19 protein-coding genes and 2 tRNA genes are annotated in these 21,586 nt (G+C 25.7%); 11 read left to right on the forward strand and 10 right to left on the reverse strand.

What is annotated here, in order from left to right:
- Nucleotides 1-2: 2 nt before the first annotated feature.
- The 6 genes from EXC66_RS04530 to EXC66_RS01870 all read right to left on the reverse strand — a co-directional run bounded on the left by EXC66_RS04530 (nt 3) and on the right by EXC66_RS01870 (nt 6,826).
- Complete coding sequence (locus tag EXC66_RS04530) at nt 3-641, reverse strand: MSC_0622 family F1-like ATPase gamma subunit (RefSeq protein WP_416371541.1); 639 nt, start codon at nt 639-641, stop codon at nt 3-5.
- The gene (locus EXC66_RS01850) at nt 572-889 is read right to left on the reverse strand and encodes a hypothetical protein (RefSeq protein ID WP_129622340.1); all 318 of its coding nucleotides are present in this window, start codon (nt 887-889) and stop codon (nt 572-574) included. Before EXC66_RS01850 ends, EXC66_RS04530 begins: the two co-directional genes overlap by 70 nt.
- The gene (locus EXC66_RS01855) at nt 889-1,410 is read right to left on the reverse strand and encodes an MSC_0623 family F1-like ATPase-associated protein (protein ID WP_006886677.1); all 522 of its coding nucleotides are present in this window, start codon (nt 1,408-1,410) and stop codon (nt 889-891) included. The genes EXC66_RS01850 and EXC66_RS01855 overlap by 1 nt, the downstream gene beginning before the upstream one ends.
- The gene (locus tag EXC66_RS01860) at nt 1,403-2,812 is read right to left on the reverse strand and encodes an MSC_0624 family F1-like ATPase-associated membrane protein (protein WP_006886678.1); all 1,410 of its coding nucleotides are present in this window, start codon (nt 2,810-2,812) and stop codon (nt 1,403-1,405) included. Before EXC66_RS01860 ends, EXC66_RS01855 begins: the two co-directional genes overlap by 8 nt.
- A 154-nt stretch (nt 2,813-2,966) precedes the next feature.
- On the reverse strand, nt 2,967-4,112 hold the full coding sequence (locus EXC66_RS01865) for an SLAC1 family transporter (RefSeq protein ID WP_112579110.1): 1,146 nt from the start codon (nt 4,110-4,112) through the stop codon (nt 2,967-2,969).
- A gap of 98 nt (nt 4,113-4,210) precedes the next feature.
- The gene (locus tag EXC66_RS01870) at nt 4,211-6,826 is read right to left on the reverse strand and encodes a hypothetical protein (RefSeq protein WP_006886714.1); all 2,616 of its coding nucleotides are present in this window, start codon (nt 6,824-6,826) and stop codon (nt 4,211-4,213) included.
- 84 nt (nt 6,827-6,910) lie between these two features.
- Here EXC66_RS01870 and EXC66_RS01875 point away from each other — a divergent pair, with 84 nt between their 5' ends.
- The 4 genes from EXC66_RS01875 to EXC66_RS01890 are packed head-to-tail and all read left to right on the forward strand — an operon-like array spanning nt 6,911 to nt 10,431.
- Nucleotides 6,911-8,368 carry a DUF1846 domain-containing protein gene (locus tag EXC66_RS01875; protein WP_006886713.1) on the forward strand — a complete coding sequence of 486 codons (1,458 nt, stop codon included), beginning with the start codon at nt 6,911-6,913 and terminating at the stop codon, nt 8,366-8,368.
- Nucleotides 8,369-8,376: 8 nt separating this feature from the next.
- On the forward strand, nt 8,377-8,841 hold the full coding sequence (gene bcp / locus EXC66_RS01880; protein WP_006886712.1) for a thioredoxin-dependent thiol peroxidase: 465 nt from the start codon (nt 8,377-8,379) through the stop codon (nt 8,839-8,841).
- Nucleotides 8,832-9,545: a YaaA family protein gene (locus tag EXC66_RS01885; protein ID WP_006886711.1), complete on the forward strand. Its 714-nt coding sequence runs from the start codon at nt 8,832-8,834 to the stop codon at nt 9,543-9,545. The genes bcp and EXC66_RS01885 overlap by 10 nt, the downstream gene beginning before the upstream one ends.
- A 58-nt stretch (nt 9,546-9,603) precedes the next feature.
- Nucleotides 9,604-10,431, forward strand: a complete 828-nt coding sequence (locus tag EXC66_RS01890; protein ID WP_006886710.1) for an MAGa3780 family membrane protein — start codon at nt 9,604-9,606, stop codon at nt 10,429-10,431.
- Between the two features lie 280 nt (nt 10,432-10,711).
- Here EXC66_RS01890 and EXC66_RS01895 read toward each other — a convergent pair whose 3' ends face one another.
- Both EXC66_RS01895 and EXC66_RS01900 read right to left on the reverse strand, forming a co-directional pair.
- On the reverse strand, nt 10,712-11,959 hold the full coding sequence (locus EXC66_RS01895; protein WP_006886709.1) for a restriction endonuclease subunit S: 1,248 nt from the start codon (nt 11,957-11,959) through the stop codon (nt 10,712-10,714).
- A 221-nt stretch (nt 11,960-12,180) separates the two neighbouring features.
- Nucleotides 12,181-13,170 (reverse strand): ECF transporter S component, encoded by a 990-nt coding sequence (locus EXC66_RS01900; protein WP_006886708.1) that lies wholly within the window; start codon nt 13,168-13,170, stop codon nt 12,181-12,183.
- A 101-nt stretch (nt 13,171-13,271) separates the two neighbouring features.
- Between EXC66_RS01900 and EXC66_RS01905 the strand changes: the two genes are divergently transcribed.
- The 3 genes from EXC66_RS01905 (at nt 13,272) to EXC66_RS01915 (ending at nt 17,937) form a co-directional block, all read left to right on the forward strand.
- Nucleotides 13,272-14,243 (forward strand): potassium channel family protein, encoded by a 972-nt coding sequence (locus EXC66_RS01905; protein WP_006886707.1) that lies wholly within the window; start codon nt 13,272-13,274, stop codon nt 14,241-14,243.
- A 122-nt stretch (nt 14,244-14,365) separates the two neighbouring features.
- Nucleotides 14,366-17,089: a cation-translocating P-type ATPase gene (locus EXC66_RS01910; protein ID WP_006886706.1), complete on the forward strand. Its 2,724-nt coding sequence runs from the start codon at nt 14,366-14,368 to the stop codon at nt 17,087-17,089.
- A gap of 8 nt (nt 17,090-17,097) precedes the next feature.
- Entirely contained in the window at nt 17,098-17,937 is an 840-nt protein-coding gene (locus tag EXC66_RS01915; protein WP_006886705.1) for a Cof-type HAD-IIB family hydrolase, read from the forward strand.
- 49 nt (nt 17,938-17,986) lie between these two features.
- Here the strand turns inward: EXC66_RS01915 and EXC66_RS01920 are convergent, their stop codons facing one another.
- On the reverse strand, nt 17,987-19,201 hold the full coding sequence (locus EXC66_RS01920) for an IS3 family transposase (RefSeq protein WP_112579108.1): 1,215 nt from the start codon (nt 19,199-19,201) through the stop codon (nt 17,987-17,989).
- Between the two features lie 75 nt (nt 19,202-19,276).
- Nucleotides 19,277-20,035 (reverse strand): class I mannose-6-phosphate isomerase, encoded by a 759-nt coding sequence (locus EXC66_RS01925; RefSeq protein ID WP_006886324.1) that lies wholly within the window; start codon nt 20,033-20,035, stop codon nt 19,277-19,279.
- 89 nt (nt 20,036-20,124) lie between these two features.
- Between EXC66_RS01925 and EXC66_RS01930 the strand changes: the two genes are divergently transcribed.
- The 4 genes from EXC66_RS01930 (at nt 20,125) to EXC66_RS01945 (ending at nt 21,443) form a co-directional block, all read left to right on the forward strand.
- A complete protein-coding gene (locus EXC66_RS01930) occupies nt 20,125-20,643 on the forward strand; it encodes a type III toxin-antitoxin system ToxN/AbiQ family toxin (protein WP_006886323.1) in 519 nt (172 codons plus the stop codon).
- A 319-nt stretch (nt 20,644-20,962) separates the two neighbouring features.
- Nucleotides 20,963-21,055, forward strand: a tRNA-Ser gene (locus EXC66_RS01935).
- A gap of 1 nt (nt 21,056) precedes the next feature.
- Nucleotides 21,057-21,130: transfer RNA gene (locus EXC66_RS01940), tRNA-Thr, on the forward strand.
- A gap of 97 nt (nt 21,131-21,227) precedes the next feature.
- Nucleotides 21,228-21,443 carry a hypothetical protein gene (locus EXC66_RS01945; protein ID WP_006886322.1) on the forward strand — a complete coding sequence of 72 codons (216 nt, stop codon included), beginning with the start codon at nt 21,228-21,230 and terminating at the stop codon, nt 21,441-21,443.
- The last annotated feature ends 143 nt before the right edge of the window (nt 21,444-21,586 follow it).

Below are 21,586 nucleotides of genomic sequence, written 5' to 3' on the forward strand. Positions count from 1 at the left end.
ATTTACTCCCCTTTAGAATGAAGCATATCTCTTTTACTACTTAATAGTGAAAATTGTTCAACTTCAATTTCTCTTTTTTCGTTCAATAATTTAATTTTTATTTTTCTTCTTTTTTCCTCTAGATCATTTAATGTCTTGTTTTGCACAACTAGATTATATTTTTCATAAATAAGAGATGATTCAGTTAGTAATGAAAGAGTTACATATGTTAAATAATTGTGAATTTCATTATCAATAAAACTTGTTGTGTTAGGATAAATTTTAACCTTTGCTAAATGACTAAGATCATGAGTTATGCCTTTAGCCTGTTCGAAATTAAAATTATTTTCATGAATTGGAAATACTGTAATATAACTTTCAGAGATCTTTGAAGAGTTAATAATAAATTTAATATTATGGAACCCATTTGCTCCTAAATAATTTTCTAAGTACTGAGGTAAAATGTTCGATAAAACTTCAACTTCATTAATTTCTCTTTGAAAAATAATGTCATAATTATTTTCTGTTGCAAATTCAACAGCTCTTTTACCTATCGCAACAATTACATCTGTACCTAATCTGAAGTTTTTCTTTAACGAAACCTCATGTTTTTTATATGAGTCAGTATCAAATTTTTCAACTTCTGTAATATAAACTCAAATTGTTGAAAATGATTTTTCCCTTTAAATAATGAAGAGAAGGTTGAAGCTTTAAGAAATTCATGGGTTACGTTATATTTATTTTGAATAGTTTTTATCAATTCTTTACTATAACGTGAACGTTCAAAATAGTTATTAATTGATTTTGATAATTTTAAAATATTAATTAAGGTTACGTTTTTGTTTGATTCAACTATTTTATAAATTTTGTCTAAATTATTTAATTTAGTTTCAATTTTTTTGATATTCATTATAAAATTTCTCTACCAAATAAGCATTTAAGGGTTTTAGTTGATTCATCGAGAAAAACGATTATGTTAGGAAATACTTCAACAACTTTGTTTTGATTAAAAACAACATTTTCTATATTAGTGTTTATTGAGATAAAAATATCATTAAATTCAACTGCACTTGAAGATAAATTTAAGCTCATTGAATTAGGATCTTCAGTATTTGTTAAAAAGCTAGGTACTAGTTTTTTACTATCATATCTAGGGTTTCTAATTCAATTAATAACAAATTTATCAAACACCAATTGATGGTGGTTTGTATTATTTTCAATAACTTTTTTATCAATAAACTTTAAAAATTCTTCAACAACTTCTTTTTCATAGAAAAGTAATGAAGAGTTTAATAACATATCAAAAGAAATGAAATTTTTGCTATTTTTTAAAACGTAGTAATCTCTAAATTCTTCTGGATATTCAGCAATATCATTAATTTCTCTTTGGTTAATATTTTTTCTGTTAAATAACTTAAATTTTTTACTCATAAGCAATTCCTTTCTTCTTGAATTTTAGTAATCTGATTATTGATATTACTCAAGCAATAATTTGATATGTTGAGAAAATTAATGAAACTCCTGCAACAATAAATAATAAATAATCCGGTATTGTATATGGTGAAGGGATAAATGAGATTGATGTATTTTGATGGTTAACTAATAAAATATCCACAGCAGAAACTAATAAAGAACCCGCTAACAATACGCTTGATATAATTACAAAAATTGAGTGTCTATAATTTAGTTTTTTTCTTAATAAAATTCAGTTAACTATGTTAACAAAAGTTAGTGCAGAACCAATTAATAAGCTTGTAATTGCTGAAAAGCGTTCTTTTTCATATATTCTAAAAATGATCATCGAACCAGCAAAGATTAAAGTTGTCAAATACATTATAAATGTGAAAAGACTTTTGTTTGAACGATATGAAGGAACAGTTCAGAATATAATTGAGTTTGCAACTATTCAAATCAATAACACAACCCCAAAAATTAAATATGTTCAATGTCTTGTGTTATCAATAATAATAAATCCAGTACTTACTTTTTGAGTAATAAGCATGAATAAAAGATAAATTAAATTTGATAAAAATAATGCTATAAAACATAATGCTACATTAAAGAAACAATTTGAGAAAATTTTTCTTTCTTTGTTTAAATAATAGTAATATACTCAATTACTTACCATTAAGACTATTGCAGCAAAAACTATGATAAATAACATTAATGCAGATTTAAATGATTGTACAAAGAACATCTCATTTACTTTATCAACAAATTTATTTTTCAAAAATAATTGAGATATAGGTGAATTTTCACCAGCACCATCAACAAACTGAATTAATAAATATATACCAATAATATACCCAATTATTTTTGAAACTAACGAAATCATAAAGTACAGAAAAGTTCTAATACTAAAGTATGAAATTAAACTTTTTGTTATAAATTGTACTGAATCATAAATGATATTAATTACTATTAATCCTAAAAAATAGTAAGTTGAATATGAAATATTGATTATTTTATCTTCAGGGAAAAACCTTAAAAAGATAAATAGTCCAAATGCAGCATAAGCAACATAAATTAAATATCATATTAGATAAAATTCTAGTTTTAACTCATGTCTATACATTTTTACGATCGAATATACTAGCGATCCAAAAATAGTGACTAAAAAGCACGCAAATGTATAACCAAGTACAAAACTTGAACTAAAAATAGTAATATCTGACTTATCAAAAAGGAAATTAAGATATCTATTAACGGTACCTTTTAGGGTAAAAAAGTTGCTAAAATTCCTTAGTATTTCCTCACAGAAAATAACAATTAAAATTAATGAAATAAAAATAAATGTTAATTTTAAGTCGATTTTGAATTTATTTTTATTCATATACCTCCTCTAAATCCTTTATTTATAGGTATAAAAGTAAGCTTTTAAACCAGTAAATAAATTATTAATTTTATATATTTTAAATATATAGAATTTTGAAAAAAAAAAAAAAAAACAATTATTTTTTTTGCTTTAATACCTTAAATAAGGTGAATTAATTTTTAATTAATAATTGTTTTATTTGAACTTGCTTGTTAAGCTTTTTTATCAAATTATTTCTCTGTTTTAATACATCAATAATAATTCTTCAGTGTGGTACGTTTAAACAAATAATTACAATCAAAGAGATTAACAGTAAAATAGTGCCCAACACAAAGAAAAGATAGTGAATAGCCACTAATTCACCACTTGCTACAAAATAATTTTGACTAAATTTTAATATGCTAGTCGCTGCAATTCCAGAAGGAAATGAAAACGGAGTGAATAAAATGCTAAATTTATGTTTTTTTAATGAATATACTAATACAGCAAACATTATTATAATTGAAGTCGCAACAAAAAATAGCATAAACATTCCTAAAAATTTATAAAATATTGCATTGTTTAGTATGCTAGTAAATTTATTTCCTGGGTTAAATACATCTAAATATCCAGCACAAAGAAGGTTAGCTGGAGAAGCAATTATACCCATACTTGGTTTATCATTTTCATTTTTATGTGGTAGAAATAAGAATTTATACAATACCACCGGTCAAACTCATAGATATATAGATAAACCCAATAGTCAAAGAATTTGAAAGAAAAATACTGGGATTAAATTACCTAAGTTGTTAAAACAAGTTACACTAATGACCATTCCTATAAGTGCAATGAATCACGAAGCATAAATTTCATCATCCCTATAATTATGTGGTAAAAATATATGTTTGAAAAAATAAAACAGAAAAGTTAAATGCAATAGTAAGCTTATTAACATAATGGTATTTGGAATTATAAAAAGATAGTATTTTAAGCTAAAATCATCTAGAATATAATTAGTAAACATTCAACCGATATAACCAGAGAACTGACACATACACATAAATGTTGCTGCAATAAAACCTGATTTATTCGGTGTTTTTAATTCAGATTTTAATAGTTCAAAACAATATCAAAAACGCAAAAATACTATTATTCAAATTGCAAAACTATATAAAGTTAATAAAATGTAAATAATTGTTTGAATAGTTAATAAAGTTTGTGAATTAGTAGAATTCTTAAACTCATTAATAAAGTAAATTAATGCACCTCCAAGGCCACTAATTCCTAATGCATATCCACATAATGAAAGTGGCATTTGACTCAAATATTGGTGTTTCATAGCAATATTATATTGTTAAAGATTTTTTTTGATAATGTTTAAATAATAAAATAGGTTAAAGATTTCATATTTAAAAAATGCACCATAGGTGCATTATGTTAATTAACACTATTGATGAAATTATTTAGAGCCTGCTTAATTTGTTCAAAGGTCGAATCATTAGATTCAATTAAAGAATTTAATCTTTGATATTCGCTACTATTAGCTTCAAAATTTAATAAACCAATAGCCATATATGCGACTCTTTTAATTGTATTAACCTCAAGTTGTTTGTATGAATCTTCTTTTGGAGATATTGAAAAGGCTAAAGTATATTTACTTGAATCATCAACTCCAAGATAAAAATCAAGTTCTTTGGTGTTAATATTTTGTTTAATAAAGAAGTTTTCACCTGTTAAATTATTTCTAATTAACTCAGTTTGATTTGTTTCTAGATTTAAACTGTAAATACTTTTGCTTGAACCATTATTGGTCATGAAGTATAAGTATTTACCAATATTAACTGCATTAGTTGTTAAAGTTCCGGAATAATTATTAAAGTTACTTGCTTCATTAAAGACATACTCATGTGATGGATCATTTGGATCAAAATTGTACAATTTAGCACCTGAACCGTTGTCCACTATTGAGTAGAACTTATTGTTGTAGAATGATAATGCACTTGATTTAGATTTTTCAGTTCTAATTTTTCCAATAACTTTAGTTGTAAAAAGATTACTTTGGTAGCTTTCACTAATTAAACTGCTATCGTTAAATGCATTTGTTGGAGTTAAACTAAATAATGTTTGGTTTGATGAAATTGAGTGGACTCTACGAATAAATAGTAGCATTTCTTTATCTTGATTAAATGTACTATCTTTACCAACTGGATGATATTTTTCGGGGATTCCAAAGTCTGAGTGAGTTGGGTCAGAAATAAATCAGTTGTTATTTTCATCTTGAATTGAAAGTCAAGTGTGTTGTTCACCAGTATATATTTTAAATCTGATATTAGCAAGTGATAAAAGTAATGCTAATTGTTCAACATACTCTTTACATACTCCTTCATTTAAAGCGTATGCTTCATCTAAGGTAGAAAGTCCAGCTGGGTTAGAAGCTGATGTATAAACTAAATTTTCCATTACAAATCTACCTAGAAGATAAACTTTTTGATGAACAGGCATTGAACTTTCTATTTGTGAAAGAGCATTAATTGCATATTGAACCATATCTTTTTTAGTTTGCACTCTAGTGTTAAGTAATGAGTTACCTACGCTAAAACCAATAAGTGAATTGTTTTTGGTTGTAAATTTTAATTCTGATTCTGCAACTAAAGAAACATAAGGATATTTATAATATTCATCTTTTAATATTTCCATCATTGCATTATATGCATAATCTGCATCGATTTTAATATTTGGTTTATTATCCTCTTCTGTAGGTTTGTAATTTGGGTTGTATTCTCTAAAAATTAAATTTTCGTATGATTTATTCTTTAAGCCTGCAAAGGTGTCAAGAATCATCTTTTTAATTTCCGCCTTATTAGGATTTGAAGCGAATTCTAATGAAGGAGGGAATGTTCTAGCGATATATGATTCTCAATTTTTTTGAATTTCATTAATTTTTGATTTTATTTCTTCAGCCGCTTCACGAATTCTATTTGCATCATCAGTATTACGGATTGAGTTATAAATTTCTTGGAATTCTCTTAATGCATTTAATGAATTTTCTCTAACTCCAGTTAGTCAGAAATGACCACTTTGATTTATCGAACTGTTATTAGTGATATCGTAAATTCACGCATCAAATTTATTATTCATTTCTGCAATTTCTTGCAACAATGCACCAAAACTTGCTTTAACGTTTGTATCAACCTTACCCTTACCATCATCTCCAACTTCAATTTTTGAAGAACCAATTTCTACATTACCAATTTCTCTACGATCTCCTTGCCCATAATTATCAATAGTAAATTCATATGTTTTAGTTGAAATTTCACTTGGTTTTACTGTATATCTAAATTTAGTAGTTACAAATACTCTGTTTGATTCTTCGTCGATTCTTCATTTTAAATCTTGTGTTGAAATAATTGAACTTGGGTAATTTGAAACAAACTTAATATCATCATCTTTTGTATATTTAGCAAGATAATCTTTTTTTGTTAAATTGTCAAAACTTACATTACTTGCAACTTCATCAAAAGTTGGTCATTCAGCAAAATTAGTGATTAAAATATCAACATTGTAAGGAATATTGTTTTTATCAACAAATTTAATCTGAGCCTTTAGTTCGTTTGTTTTAGAATTTTGAATTTGAGTTAGTAATAAAGTTTCGTTTTCAATGAATTTATCTTTTTTGTAATTAGTCAAAATAAGATTTTCCATAGTAAATTGAGTATTATAAAATACTTCAGGAATGGTTTTGTTGTTTAACACAATTTTTAGACCGGTTAAAGCTTCTGGAATTGTTCCAACTATCTTCAATGTCAATTTTTTTGTTTGTTCAGTACCACTACTATTACCATTGTCAGAACCACTATTAGAACTACCAGAATTTGTATCACCAGGTTCAGGATTAGTAGGTTGATCACCAGGTTCACTTGGAAGGTTTGGATTTTCCGCTGGTTCCTTTGGTTTTGCTTTTTCTTCTGAACAACTCGCTGAAAGAGAAACTATTGGTATAATAGTTCCTACTAAAGCTGAGTTTAAAATTATTAGTCTATTAATCTTTTTCATAACAAAATTTTAACACTATAATTGAACAAATTAATGCAAAAAAATGCTTTTTTAAATCAAAAACAAATAGTAAAATAAATTATTATGAAAAAGTGCTTTGATAAAAATAGATATATTAATTCACAAATTAAGAGAATTAATCAAAGAATTGAGCTATTTAAGAATAAATTATACCTAGAATTTGGAGGTAAAATCTTTGATGATTATCACGCTTCAAGAGTTTTACCAGGGTTTGAACCAGATACAAAAATAAGTATGTTATATAAACTTAAAGATAAGATTGAGTTTATGATATGTATAAATGCTGAAGATGTTATTTCTCAAAAGATTCGTTCAGACATAGGCATTAGTTACGAACAAGATCTTTTTAGGTTAATTGAACAGTTAAGCAATAAAGGTTTTTATGTTGGTTCAGTGGTTATAACACATTATAACAATCAAGAAAAAATTAAAAGTCTAACTGATAAATTAGATAATTTAAAAATACAATATGCTTATCATTATAAAATAGAAAACTATCCAATTGATGTAGATTATATTTGTAGTGAAAATGGTTTTGGCAAAAATCAATATATTAAAACTAAGCGAGAACTAATAGTTGTAACTGCTCCTGGACCTGGAAGTGGAAAATTGGCAACTTGTTTGTCTCAAATTTATAATGATTATCAAAATAATATTAAATCCGGTTATGCTAAATTTGAGACTTTTCCAGTGTGAAATATTGAACTAAATCATCCAATTAATTTAGCATATGAAGCAGCCACAGTTGATTTAAATGATATTAATATGATCGATCCATTTCACTATCAAAAATATAAAAAAATTGCAATAAATTATAACCGCGATATTGAAAGTTTTCCAATATTACAAAATTTACTTAAAAAGATTATGAATCAAGATATTTACTTCTCACCAACAGATATGGGAGTGAATATGTTAAAGAAAGGAATAATTGATTTTAATTTAGCAAGTAGCTCAGCTAAAGAAGAAATAGTCAGACGTTACTTTAACATAAAACTTAAAGTATTAAAAGATTATTCTAAAAAATATGAATTAGATAAGATTAAATCCATCATGGATAAATTAAATATAGATCAGAATATTAGAGAGGTATATAAATTCACAAAATCTTTAGCTGTTAAAAATAATAAAAACTATGCTGGATTTTTTATTGATAATAAACTTATTAGTGGTAAAGAAAGTGAATTGTTTGAACCTTCAGCTGCTGCTTTACTTAACACTCTTAAAGTAATTTCCAATATTGACATTGATCTAGATGTGCTACCTTTTGAGATAATAAATCAGCTTCTTTTACTTAAGAAGAGCAATATTTTGCAAAGTAGCAACAAGCTAAAAGTTTATGATGTTTTAACAACAATAGCAATTCAAGCTAAATTTGATAAAAATTGTAAGTTAATGTTTAATAACTTAAATAAATTAAATAACTGTGAATTTCACTCAAGTAAATTACTAAGCAAAAGTGAGGAAGAAACTCTGAGAAAACTAGGAGTTAATATAACTCAAGAATTAATCAATAATTAGGAGGATAAATGCTAAAAATTAATGAAATTGCACCCGATTTTACATTATTGGATCAAAATAACAAATCATTTACATTAAGTGATTTTAGAAATCAAAAAGTACTTTTATATTTTTATCCCAAGGATAATACACCAGGTTGCACAAATCAAGCTTGCTCATATAGAGATAGTATAGAAGAATTTAATAAATTAAATATAAAGGTAGTTGGAATAAGTACAGATAGTGTGGATTCACATAATAAATTTATTGATAAAAATAAATTGAATTTTACTCTTTTATCCGATTCAAATAAAGAAGTAGTGCAAAAGTATTTTGTTTGAAGAGAAAAGGTTAATTTTGGTAAAAAATACTTTGGTATTATTCGTTCAACTTTCTTAGTTGATGAAGATGGCAAATTGATCTATGTTAAATACAAAACAAGTCCATCAACTGATGTAGAAAATGTTTTGAAAATCTTGCAAAAATGAAAATAATAATCTCACCCGCTAAAACATTTACAAAATCTTCGGTTGAACAACATAATCATTCTTTACCTATTTTTCATTCTCAAAGCAAAATTTTAGAAGATCTAGTTAGTAATTTAAGTATTGAAGAGTTCAAACGAGTTTATAAAATTAACAACTCCAAATTAAAACAGTACCATTACTACAGTTCAAGTGAAAATCCCGAAAATTTACTAGCAATTTACTCTTTTAGTGGCATACAATACAAATATTTAGCTTACAATACATTAAATCAAAGTCAAAAAGATTTCATAAATGAAAATACACTTATTTTAAGTAGTTTATATGGGATTATTAAACCTTTAAATATAATAAAAGAACACAAAATCGATTTTAACAATAATCTTAATTTATATGAATTTTGAGAACCATATATAAAAGATTTCTTTATTTCAAATGAAGATAAATATCTGATTTTAAGCTCCAATGAATATACTAAACTTGTTGAAAAACACCTAAAAAGTGAAAATTATCTAAAAGTTAAATTTGTTGAATCCCATGGTGAAAAATTATTAGCTAAAAGTACTATGTCAAAAATTCAAAGAGGTAAAATGCTTCGTTGAATAGCTCAAAATAATTTAACAGATTTTGAACAAATTAAAAGTTATCGATTAGATGGTTTTATATTTTTAAAGCATGAAAATAATGAAATAGTTTTTATTAAAGAAAAATAACTTAATTGATATTTATTAAGTTGTTTTATAAAAAAATTTTTTGATTTATAATAGTTCCATGAAAGAAAAGATAATAAATTTGAATAAAAAACAAAAAGTTTCATTAGTGATCGGTATTATAGTTTTAGTAGTTTTCTTATATTCAGCTATAGGAGATGCAATCTTTAGAGTTAATGAATTTAATAAACAATTAAAACTTATTGATCAAAATACATTAACTGAACTGTTAAAATATGAGCAACTTAGACCGACATTATTAGGTTTTATGTGAAAGAAAACTTTAACCTTTACGTATATTACCAACTTATCTCTTGCAGTAAGTTTAATAATATATTCTTTTTATGGTGATAAGCTTTTTTCAAAACTTTGATTGTTCTATTCTTCAACTTGAATTACAATTACATTTATAGTATTTTGAAGTTTAATTTTTGCTGAATTAGCAAAGGCTGAATTTTGACAACTAAGTTTTACAATTTCAACTCACGCAATTAATCCAATAATAGGAATGATAATGTTATTTTACTTCAAGAAAGATTTGAGCAAATATATTAAATTTAAGCATTGCATTCATTCGGTTTGATTTATGATTGTTTACTATATTTTTGCACTTGTGATTTTCTTTAGCGGTTATAGCGCTGTAAGTGTTTTGGAAAGTAAAATTACTGATATTAATATTAATGTATACAAGGTTATTGATTTACCAATTTATAGTTTCTTAAACTTTGCAAGACCACTATTTTATAGTGGAAATAGTATTGTGTTAAAAATACTTTTAAATGTCATAATAGTTATTGTAGGAATTTTAACAGTTATAGGTCTTTCGACAATGTGAATGAAATTAATAGGAATTAGAAAAAATAAAAAAGTTAGAAGAGATATAAAATAATCTCTTTTTTTATACTTTTATAACGACTCATCTTATAATTGAATGACTTTCCAGTTAGTAGAATAATAATATTTAATAAGTGTATGGAAAACATAAATGTGAAAAAAACACTTATTTTTTATTTTATGATTTAAGTGAATTTCTGAATTAGATTCAAAAGGATAATTTACTAACTAAATTTATTAAAAACTTTATATTTTTTAAAAATTTACATAAGAATTTTGATATTCCCTATTAAATTCTTACTTAAGGGTGGTAAATAAAAACTACCAATTGGCAGTTAATTCTTAGGAAAATCTAAAAGTTTATTTCTATAATATTCATACTGTTGTTTTCTAAGTTTGATTTCTTTGGGGAGACCATTATTAATATCATTTATAATCATTTTTAGTTTATCAAGTTTTTTAGATAATTCAAATTGCTTATTTTTGCAAATAATTGGTATTTTTAATGAACCAATGATTTCAGAATTTAAATTACTAACAGTTCCTGAATTTATATTCAAACTTCAGTAATTTTGAACATAATCTGTTAATAAATAATGATACAAATAGTTAGAATCTAACTCACTCTCATAATTTTTAATAACTGCTCAACCATCATGTACAGCTCCATCAATCATTAAGATATAAGGTCTACCATAACTCATCGAATTAGATAAAATAAAGTCTCCTTTACTTACTAATCTAGACTTTTTAGCACCTTCAGAATTTATAAATTCCTTTGTGTTAACTACATATTTGTCATTCTGATCAACATCACCAATTTTAATTCAAGGTATACCATTATCTTTTGTTGTAATGAAATTATTTATAGGTCTTGGAGAGGCTCCTCTATAAATTTTACAAACATCACCCAATCGCTTATTCTTAACGCTGTTGTAGGTAAACATATCATTATGTGATGATAACATATTTTCTCTAAATAGATTATTTAAATAGTGTTTATATTGTTTATTTCTGTGCTCCAACTCATGCTCCAACTCTTTAACATAAATGTTGAATTTATCAAGTATTTTTACGATTTTGTTTTGTGTATCTATTGAAGGAATTGGGATTTCGTAACACAAAATCATTTCAGTACTTAAATTTGCTATAGATTGATTTTGGATATTTTTAACTAGACTTTCAGATATTTCAGATAATCAAAAATATAGATACTTATTATTTAAAACATACGAATTAGGTAGAAATTTACCCACACGTTGGTTCAAAAATAAATTTATCTCATCCGAATAATTCATCCCTATTTTACCAACTGAAGCTCCGGACATAGCAATTAAAATATCACCTTGATTGATTTTATATTTTGCTAAATCAACGTCTTTGTATTCATCTTTAGAAACATATACAACATTTTGAGTATCTATTTCGTCATTTTTAATATTAGAAATTCTAATAATTTTATAATCTCCGTTAGTTTGAAATTTTTTAGCACTGAACGAATATCCTTGAATTAATTTGCAAACTTCCCCAATAGTTTTTCACTCAACTTTTTCATTTTTGATCAAATCTCAAATTTTACTCATATCTCTCCAATTGTTAAATTAATTATATTTTATTAATGCTTTTTTACTAGTAAAATATTATGCTACTAAGCGGGAAAGTATAATAAAACAATAAAAAATTCTTATGTAAATTTTATAAAAACGTAAGATTCTAAATATTTTTAGTCAAAAAAACAACTTTTTAAATTATTCTTGGAAAGTTAAATTATTAATAATCAAAATAAAAAGTTAGTTTGACTAACTTAATATCCAAGATTTTCGTTTTTATAAATCAATTTTGAAACAATACTGTAAGAATAATAAATAATAAGTAAATTCCCTCAGATTTTTATAGGACTAATTAAAGTGTGATTAAAAATTCAAAGTATTATATTTTCAAAACCACCTTTATTAATTATAGAAGCATCACCAATAGATAAAATTGGAACGTTAGTTATTTCAAGTAGTGCTGAAAAAATAACAATTGGAATAATAATTAAATAAGTTACTTTATTCATCTTAAATCTAGCAACAGTTAAGAATATAATCATAGTTGCAAAACCTGCTACAGTTAGAGATAATAATAATCATCTATTACTTATAGGTAATTTCACAAATGCTGAATCTGGTAATTTAAAACCAATTATTGAAATTAAGACAGCAATAAGTAAACTTAAGAAAAATATAGATATAGTCAAACATATATTTCTAAGTTGTGACTCAGTTTTATCTTTATCAATGTTTTGTATTTGCTTTGAAATTTTAACTATCTTATTATGCACAATTGCTGCTTTTTCATAGTTATTTTTTAAAACTAATTCATTAAATTTAATATCTAATTTAAATATTTTACCTTTAAGATGTTCAATTTTTGATTGATCGTCAAAATAAAATTTTAAGAAATGCATAAAAAATCAACCAACAATTCCCGAAACTAAACCATTCATAGCTGTTGCTAAAGTGTACAAAGGACTATAAAGAGTTGGAACGATAAAAAACATCGAAATTAAATCGCTTAATAAACCTACTAAAAAACCGATAATTGGTCCAAAAATAAAACCAGTTATTTTAACAGGTAATCCAATAATACTAAATTTTAATTGAGGTAAATAACCTGCTGGAATACCATTACTTAAGAAAATTGTTAAAGCAACTGAAACAGCAATTAAAATACCAACAAAAACCATTTTTTTGATGGTTCATCTACTAAAAATTCCTCATTTATTTGTAGGAGGTAAAATAGGTGATTTCATATATATAAATAATAAATTATTTTTGATTAAATTCAATTTAATTTTATAAATTTAAAAATAAATATAAAATTAGTAAAATTAAAATACTTATAAGGAGAATTATGAATGTTTTACATAATAAAATGATGCATATCATTAACACTATTGTAACTAGTGATAGTGAAGTTAATAAACTAAAATTGGGTAAAAAAAGAACTCATTTAATCAAATTCGGTCAACTTTTTTATATTGCTTTAATTGTATTTGCTGTAATATTCTCATTTATTAGCTTTGCTATTAAAGCAAAAGAATTTAAAAGTATTATTATTACAATCAATATTTTAACTTTTTTTATTCTGTTAGCTGATTATGTGTTACATTGAATTACCTTTCCAATTCGTAGTGATAGCAACAAAACATTTAAAAGTCTTTTACTGTTCCCTTTTACCGGTGTTGGGTTAATTTTATTAATTTCTTTACTGCCATCATTCTCAGCAATGCAATTCCTACATTTTGAGACAAATCAAGTTTTTAAATACTTTGAAACTTTAACATTTATTAGAGTTATTCGGTTAATCTTAATTCTTAAGATTTTCCCACCATTTAAGATTTTAATTAATGTCTTCAAAGATCAAAAATTAATTTTATCTTATGTATTTATTTTCATTATTATTTTAATCTTTGTTTTTGCATTAATTATCTGAAAAAATGAAGTTGAATGATTAGAAAATGAAGCTTTAATGCAGACTCAAAATTGGTTTATTTCGCAAAACTTACAAATAGATCAAAGCTCTCAAGAGTTTATAAACAAATATAATGAATTAAAGGAATCACTCAGTTCAAATGTTGTAACTAATTTATTTGATGCAATTTACTTCTCTACCATTACTTTAACTACTATTGGTTACGGTGATTTCTCACCTCATGCTGCTACTTCAAAATTTATTGTTATTGTTATTTCTATTATTGGAATTGCAATATTTACTATTCCTTCCGGGATTGTGGCTGGAAGTATTATGACAAATATGAATGCTATGGTTGATAAAAAGAGTAAAAGAACTGAAAAAGAAAATAAACACAAAGATACTAAATAGGATTTCTCCTATTTTTTATTTATATTTTCAGTTAAATTTAACTCTATTTTATTTCCTATAATAATTTAATTATTAATATAAAATTTAAATAAATACTTATTTATATAAAATTAAGGAACAATATGGATAAAAATATAGAAGAGTTAATAAATTCAACTAATATTAAAACCGGTTTAACTACTCAAGAAGTAGAAATAAACAGGGAAAAATATGGTAAAAATGTTTTGAGTCAAAACAAAAAAATAAATCCTTTTATCGCATTTTTAAACCAATTTAAGGATTTTATGATTATACTTTTACTTATCGCTGCTGTGATAAGTTTTGGGGTTGCTTTCTATGAACTTTATTCAAATAAAGACAGAAGTAGCACTGAAGTTATAATCAGTTTTGTGGAACCATTTATTATTTTATTAGTTGTGGTTCTTAATAGTATGCTCGGTGCATACCAAGAAGTAAAAAGTGATCAAGCCGTTAGAGCACTTGAGAAAATAAATGAACAAAATGCTAAAGTAATTAGAAACGGAATTACTCTTACTGTTCCAGCTTCTGAGTTAGTAGTTGGAGATTTAATAGTAGTTGAATCTGGTGATACCATTTCAGCTGATGCAAAAATTATTGAGGCATATAATTTCTATGTTGTAGAGTCATCTCTTACAGGTGAGAGTGTTGCAGTAGAAAAAAATGCAAATAAAATTATTAAACAAACTGAAATTCTTGCAGAAAAAACTAATATTATTTTTTCTGGAACTTATTCAACTAATGGACGTGCTTTAGCGGTTGTTTATTCAGTTGGTAAAAAAACTGAAATTGGAAAAATAAATAATTTAATTCAAGAACAACAAGTCTCAACTACCCCATTACAAGATAAATTAAATAAAATGGGTAAATTATTTGGTTGAGCTGGAATTATCTTATTATTTGTTAGTTTAATTATTCAAATAGTTTTAATAAATACATTAAAAGGTAATTGAACAAATATTGATGTTTATTCAAACTCACTAATAACTGCAATTAGTTTAGCTGTTGCAGCCATTCCAGAAGGTCTAGTTACTTTTACTACAGTTTTACTTGCTATTGGAGTTTCGAAAATGGCTAAGGAAAACGCAATAATTAAGTCACTTCCTGCGATAGAAACACTAGGTTCAACTAATATTATTTGTTCTGATAAAACAGGAACTTTAACACAAAATAAAATGACTGTGGTTGATTTATTTAGTGAAGATAAATTACTCTCAGAAACAAATGATAAAACTTTATTTAAGAATATTTTAAGAGCAAGTATTGCATGTTCTGATGCGGAAATAAATATCATAGATAATGAATTTGTTGAAGTTGGTGATCCAACTGAAACTGGAATTATTCGTGCAGGACTTGACATTGATCTAACTAAAGCTGATATTTTAGATAAATACAAAAAAGTTTCTTCACTACCTTTTGATAGTAAGAGAAAATTAATGTCTGTTTTACTTGAAAATAATTCTCGTAAAGTTATGATTACCAAAGGTGCACCAGATGTTATATTTAATCTAACTAATGCAGATAAGAAATTTAGAGACTTAAATGAAGAATGAGCTAAAAAAGCTTATCGTGTTATCGCTGTAGCAAAAAAAGAGATGTCTAGTGATACAACTGAAATTAATTTTAAGGATGAGCAAAACTTGGAAATTATTGGTTTAATTGCACTAATTGACCCTCCACGTGAAGAAGTTAAAAAATCTATTCTTGAATGCTTAGGGGCTGGCGTTAAACCTGTTATGATAACAGGGGATCATATCACTACAGCTGTAGCTATTGCTAAAAACTTACATATTTTTAATGAAGGTGATATTGCACTTTCAGGTGCTGAATTAGCAAATTTAACTGATGAGGAATTATTCAACACAGTTGAAAAAGTTTCAGTTTATGCTAGAGTAAATCCTAGTGATAAACTTAGAATTGTACAGGCATGACAAAAACACAATAAAGTTGTAGCAATGACTGGTGATGGTGTTAATGATGCACCTGCACTTAAAGCTTCAGACATTGGTTGTGCAATGGGAATTACCGGTACAGATGTATCTAAACAAGCTGCTGATGTAATTCTCACCGATGATAATTTCAATACCATCACTAAGGCTATACGTGGTGGTAGAGAAATTTTTGATAAAATTAAAACAGTTATACTAAACTTATTAATTTCTTCAGTAACTGAAATTATTGTTATGATGATTGGATTATTTGTCTTTAGATTTGCTTTTGCTAAACAAATATCTGATTCAGATTTTTGAGTTCTTTCAGCTTCACAATTACTTTGAATCAATCTCTTAACACATGGTTTACCTGCTATTGCACTTGGAATGGTTCATAATGGTGATGATGTAATGAATAGAAAACCCTTTAATAAAGATGAATCAATTTTTGCTAGAGGGATGGGAATTAATTTAATGATTCAATCTAGTGTTGTTTCTCTCCTAGCTCTGTTATCATATTCAATTGTTGCACTTATTGCTACGAAATACGCAATTACAGGAATTGAGTTTGTTAAATTAACTTCAACTGCTTGTTTTGTAACTTTAGGAACGGCTGCCTCATTAAGTTCACTTAACTTAATAAGTCATAAATCGATATTTAAGTGTAATGTTAGAAAATTTAAATTAGTTTATTTAGCAAGTATTTTTTCACTGTTATGCGTTATTCTTGCCGCATATGTTCCTGGTGTTAGAACTGTATTTAAAATGTATAATTCAAGTACATATCCGGTTGAATTATGATTAATTCCAATAGCTTTAGGCTTTGGTTTGATAATATGAAATGAAATATCTAAAGCAACAGGATTACATGCAAAAATTCATAAATTAAATAAATAAGGAGAAATATGAAAAGTAAATGAGCAATTTTTAGTGATGTTGATGGTACAATATATGGATTTCCAGACAAAATTTTACCCGAAACAAACAGACAAAAATTATTAGAAATAACTGAAAAAGGTGTACCATTTATTCTTAACACAGGTAATGGACCTTTTGAAAAAATCAAAAAATTAGCTTCATTAACTAAATCTAGATACATGATTTGTTCAAATGGTGCGGTAATATATGATAATGTTGAGAATAAATTTGTTCACATTGAATATATTCCACTCCAAGAAGCAAGAAAAATATTTGATTTAGCAGATAAGCATAATATTAAACTTTATTATTTCGGAACTGATCAGTACTATTTAAAAAACCACACTCCAGAAATGTATAGATTCTTAAGCGATTTCTTAGAGTATGAAGATTGAATAACTGATGGTCGTCTAAATGAAGATGTTCACAAAATTGAAGTATACGGTAATCATGAAGAGATTAAAGAAGCATATGAAATATTCAAGAATGCTAATATCGATTTAAATATTATTTATTTAGGTTCACACATAGAAATAACCAAACAAGGAGTTTCAAAAGGTTCTGGCCTTAAATGAATGTGTGAGAATGTTTTTGAGACATCACTTGATAATGTAATGGCTATTGGAGATAGTCAAAACGATCAACAAATGCTTGAAATTGTTGGTTATTCATATGCAATGGCAAACTCTGATGAAGATACAAAAAGAATCGCTAAATATCACACTTCAGATGTATTACAATGCGGTCTAGCTGAAGCTATTGATGATTATTTATACAGAAGTGATTTTGAATTAAAAAGACAAATTAGTCAACAAACTAAGAAATAAAAAATACGCCATTTTAAACTAGGACAACGAAAGTTGACAAAAAAATATTTTAAGACATCATTGCAAATTGCTTTGGTGTTTTTCAATTTAAATTTGATTGTATTCTTTCATTATTATAATAATTTATGAATTTTTTTATTTCATCATTTAACATTTTTAACGTTAAATTTCTTACATTCAAATCTCTAATGAATTCAGTTTTCAACACCGAGAACCAATATTCTGCTTCTCTATTATCCAGACTATTACCAATTCTTGAGTATGAAGTTCTTCCATTCAATGATTTGACTTTATCTATAAATCTTTCGTTTGTATATTGAAATCCATGGTCCGAATGAACTATAAAAGTTTTATTATTGAAATTATTTTTATTTAAATTATCCATAACTAAGTCAAGATCATTGTAAAAAGATAGTTGAAATGATTCAACTAATTTAGATCTATGATCAATAATCACAGAAAGATAAACGTGGTTTTGGATTGCATCTTTTGTAGCAGGTAAGTATGTTATATCAGTACACTTAATATTGAGATTTTGAGAATCGTTATAATCTCTTTTAACTAAGTCTTCTCCTATGTAATTAATATCTTTTATTTCTTTTGTTCTTCTACGTTTTCTTATTTCTGAATTTAAGTTGTTTTTGCTAAGAAATCTCCCTAAAGTTCTTTCATTTAATACTATATTAAAGTCATTTTGCATGATTTTTGATAATTTAGTTCTGCCTGCATTTTTATGTTTTCTTCTAGCTTCTAAAATCTCTTCTCTATATTTTTCAGGTATTGTAGAATTTCATTTTTTAGTTGAACAATCTCTTTTTCTTGTATTATAAATAGATTGTCTTGAAATCTTCAATAATTTAGAAATTTTAGTAATTGATGTTTCAGTTAATGCTTTTGATTCTTTTGTTTTTTCTCTTTTAGGCATGTCTTTAGTTATCTCAACATATCTTTTAGCAATTTCTATCAATTCTTCTCTCTTAAAATCACTTCAATCAATTTCTTGATCTTTATTTTCTTTTCTGGGTCTTCCACGTTTCTTCATCTCACTAGGATGTTTTTTGCTTGTTAAAATGTATTCCATACCTTTATTATAAACTTTTGCTCTATATTTTAATGTTCTAAAAAAAGTTCTTATCCCGTTGGCTTTTAACTTTCAGTGCCCAGAAAAATTAATATATTTTTCAAGGATTATCTTTCTAGATAATCCATTATTCCAATCATTGATGAGTTCGAATCAATGATTGGAAGATAAATGTTTTCCCATATTTCCTCCAATAAAAAAAGTTGACATTTATTTGTCAACTTTTTGTGTCCTAGTTTATTTTGGCGTTTTATTTTACTAATTTTTAGTTCAACTTACAAAAAATATAGCTTGATTGGGTAAAGTTTCACCACAATTAACTTCGTAAGCGAAATAACTATCATTTTCATAAACTATTGCTCAACCATTTTCTTCCGCAACTTTTGAATTTAAAATTAACTCACATTTATAAAACTGATTTTGATAATAAATATCTTCATTATGATTTTTTAATTCAGCTGTATAGTCTAAATCTTTAACACATTTTAGTGCTTTATCAATATGGATTTCTCGCATTTGATTATTTTTATCAACTCGTTTATAATCATATAATCGATAAGTTGTATCGGAAGGTTGTTGCACTTCTATAACAGTGATATTTGCGTTATTTGGGGTTCCCAATCCATGAACTAACCCTGCTGGAATATTGTAAAAATGGGATTTTTTTGCTTTAACAACATTTAAAATATCAACAAGGTTATTCTCTTTTAATTTTTGTTGAAATATTTTATTTCTATAGTCACTTAGTCCTAAAACTAATTCACTATTTTTTTCACAATTTAAAACAAATCAAGTTTCTGTTTTTCCATTTTCTTGATTTTCGATTTCTTTAGCTAAAGTATCATCTGGGTGAACTTGAACCGAAAGTGGTTCTTTTGCATGAATAATTTTAATTAATGGAGCATTTTTTACTAAAGAATTATCTTCAAATTTTGTTTCATAACCTTTTAATGATGAAACTAATCAAATTTCATAACCTCAAATTTTATTATGAATTACTGGTACAATTTTTTTCATAATTAAATTATATATTTTATATAAGCAAAATATTTAAATTACCTATGTAGTTGTTTATAAAAAATTAAGTTAAATATATAATTAAATATATGAATGAACTTGATAATAAATATGAATTAAAAATGAATAAAATAGTTTTTTGTGAAATTGATATTGACTACTTAAAATCTTTATATGAATTCGATAATGAAGTAAGTTATAATCAAAATTATAAAAAGCATATAAAAGCACATTTAGGGATATTAACTTCAATACAAAATAACACCTTTATAATTCCACTGACTTCACCTAAAGAAAAACATTTAAAAATTAGTAATAATTCTAATCAAATTGAAAAAATGTTTGATCAAGATAACAATTCATTAGGAGTTCTTTTAATACAAAAAATAATTCCTGTATCTGAAATTTTGATTAAGAGAATTAATATAGAAAAAGATAAGAAGTACGGAAATTTAATACTGAAACAATTAAACTACATAAAGAAAAACAAAGCAAGAATACTTAAAAAGGTGAATACGCATTACGATAAAGTTATGAACAATAAAAAAATCAAATTTTCAACAAACTTACCAGCCGACATTAACTTTTTAAAGAACTACCTAAAATAATGTTATAATTTATATGAACATTATAAAGCATTGGGATTCGCTCCAAGTAAAATTATGCGAGACTAAAAAGCATTGGGATTCGCTCCAAGTAAAATTATGTGAGACTAAAAAGCATTGGGATTCGCTCCAAGTAAAATTAGGCGAGGCTATAAAGGAATAAAGATCACTCGATTACTATCAAGAGAGTCAAAATATGTAATGTTCTACCACCTTGGAGGTGGTTTTTCATTTACTTTAATAAGTGTATAAAAATATTTTTACGTTACAGTTTTGACAATTTCATCTTCATTCTTTTAATGTATAATAGTTAATATAAAAAGGTTAGTTACCCAAGTCCGGTTGAAGGGACCGCTCTCGAAAAGCGGCAGGGGTGGCAACACCCGCGAGGGTTCGAATCCCTCACTAACCACCACGCCAGTTTAGCTTAGTGGTAAAGCACTTGACTCGTAATCAAGCGACACGAGTTCGATTCTCGTAACTGGCACCAAAGAACTCCCAACTATTAAATTACTTACTGAAATTAAATATTCATTGAATATTTTCTATATTATGGTAAAATAAATTTAATAAAATGGTGGTATATTATGACAAAAGAATTACAACAAGATACACAAAAAAACACAGATAAAAAGCAAAAAGTTAAATTAATCATCACAATTGTTATTATTGTACTTTTATTAGTGTTTATTGCAGTTATGATAGCATACATCTCAGACTTTTTCATTTACAAAGATACTGTTAAAGATGGTTTATTATGAACTGTATCGCAAAGAGAACATGGATTGTTTGGAATCTTTTAAGATCATAACAACCAGTTAATTGGGCGTTCAATGCTCAATTTTTTATTTTAAATTTACTTATTTCGATCTAAATACTAATTTATATAAATGTGGGTAATGTAAAAAATGCAGAAAATAATTTCTCCACATATTTTTTACTACAT

Origin of the sequence: Mycoplasmopsis anatis (genome assembly GCF_900660655.1) — a bacterium.
GTDB classification, from domain to species: Bacteria; Bacillota_I; Bacilli_A; order Mycoplasmatales; family Metamycoplasmataceae; genus Mycoplasmopsis; species Mycoplasmopsis anatis.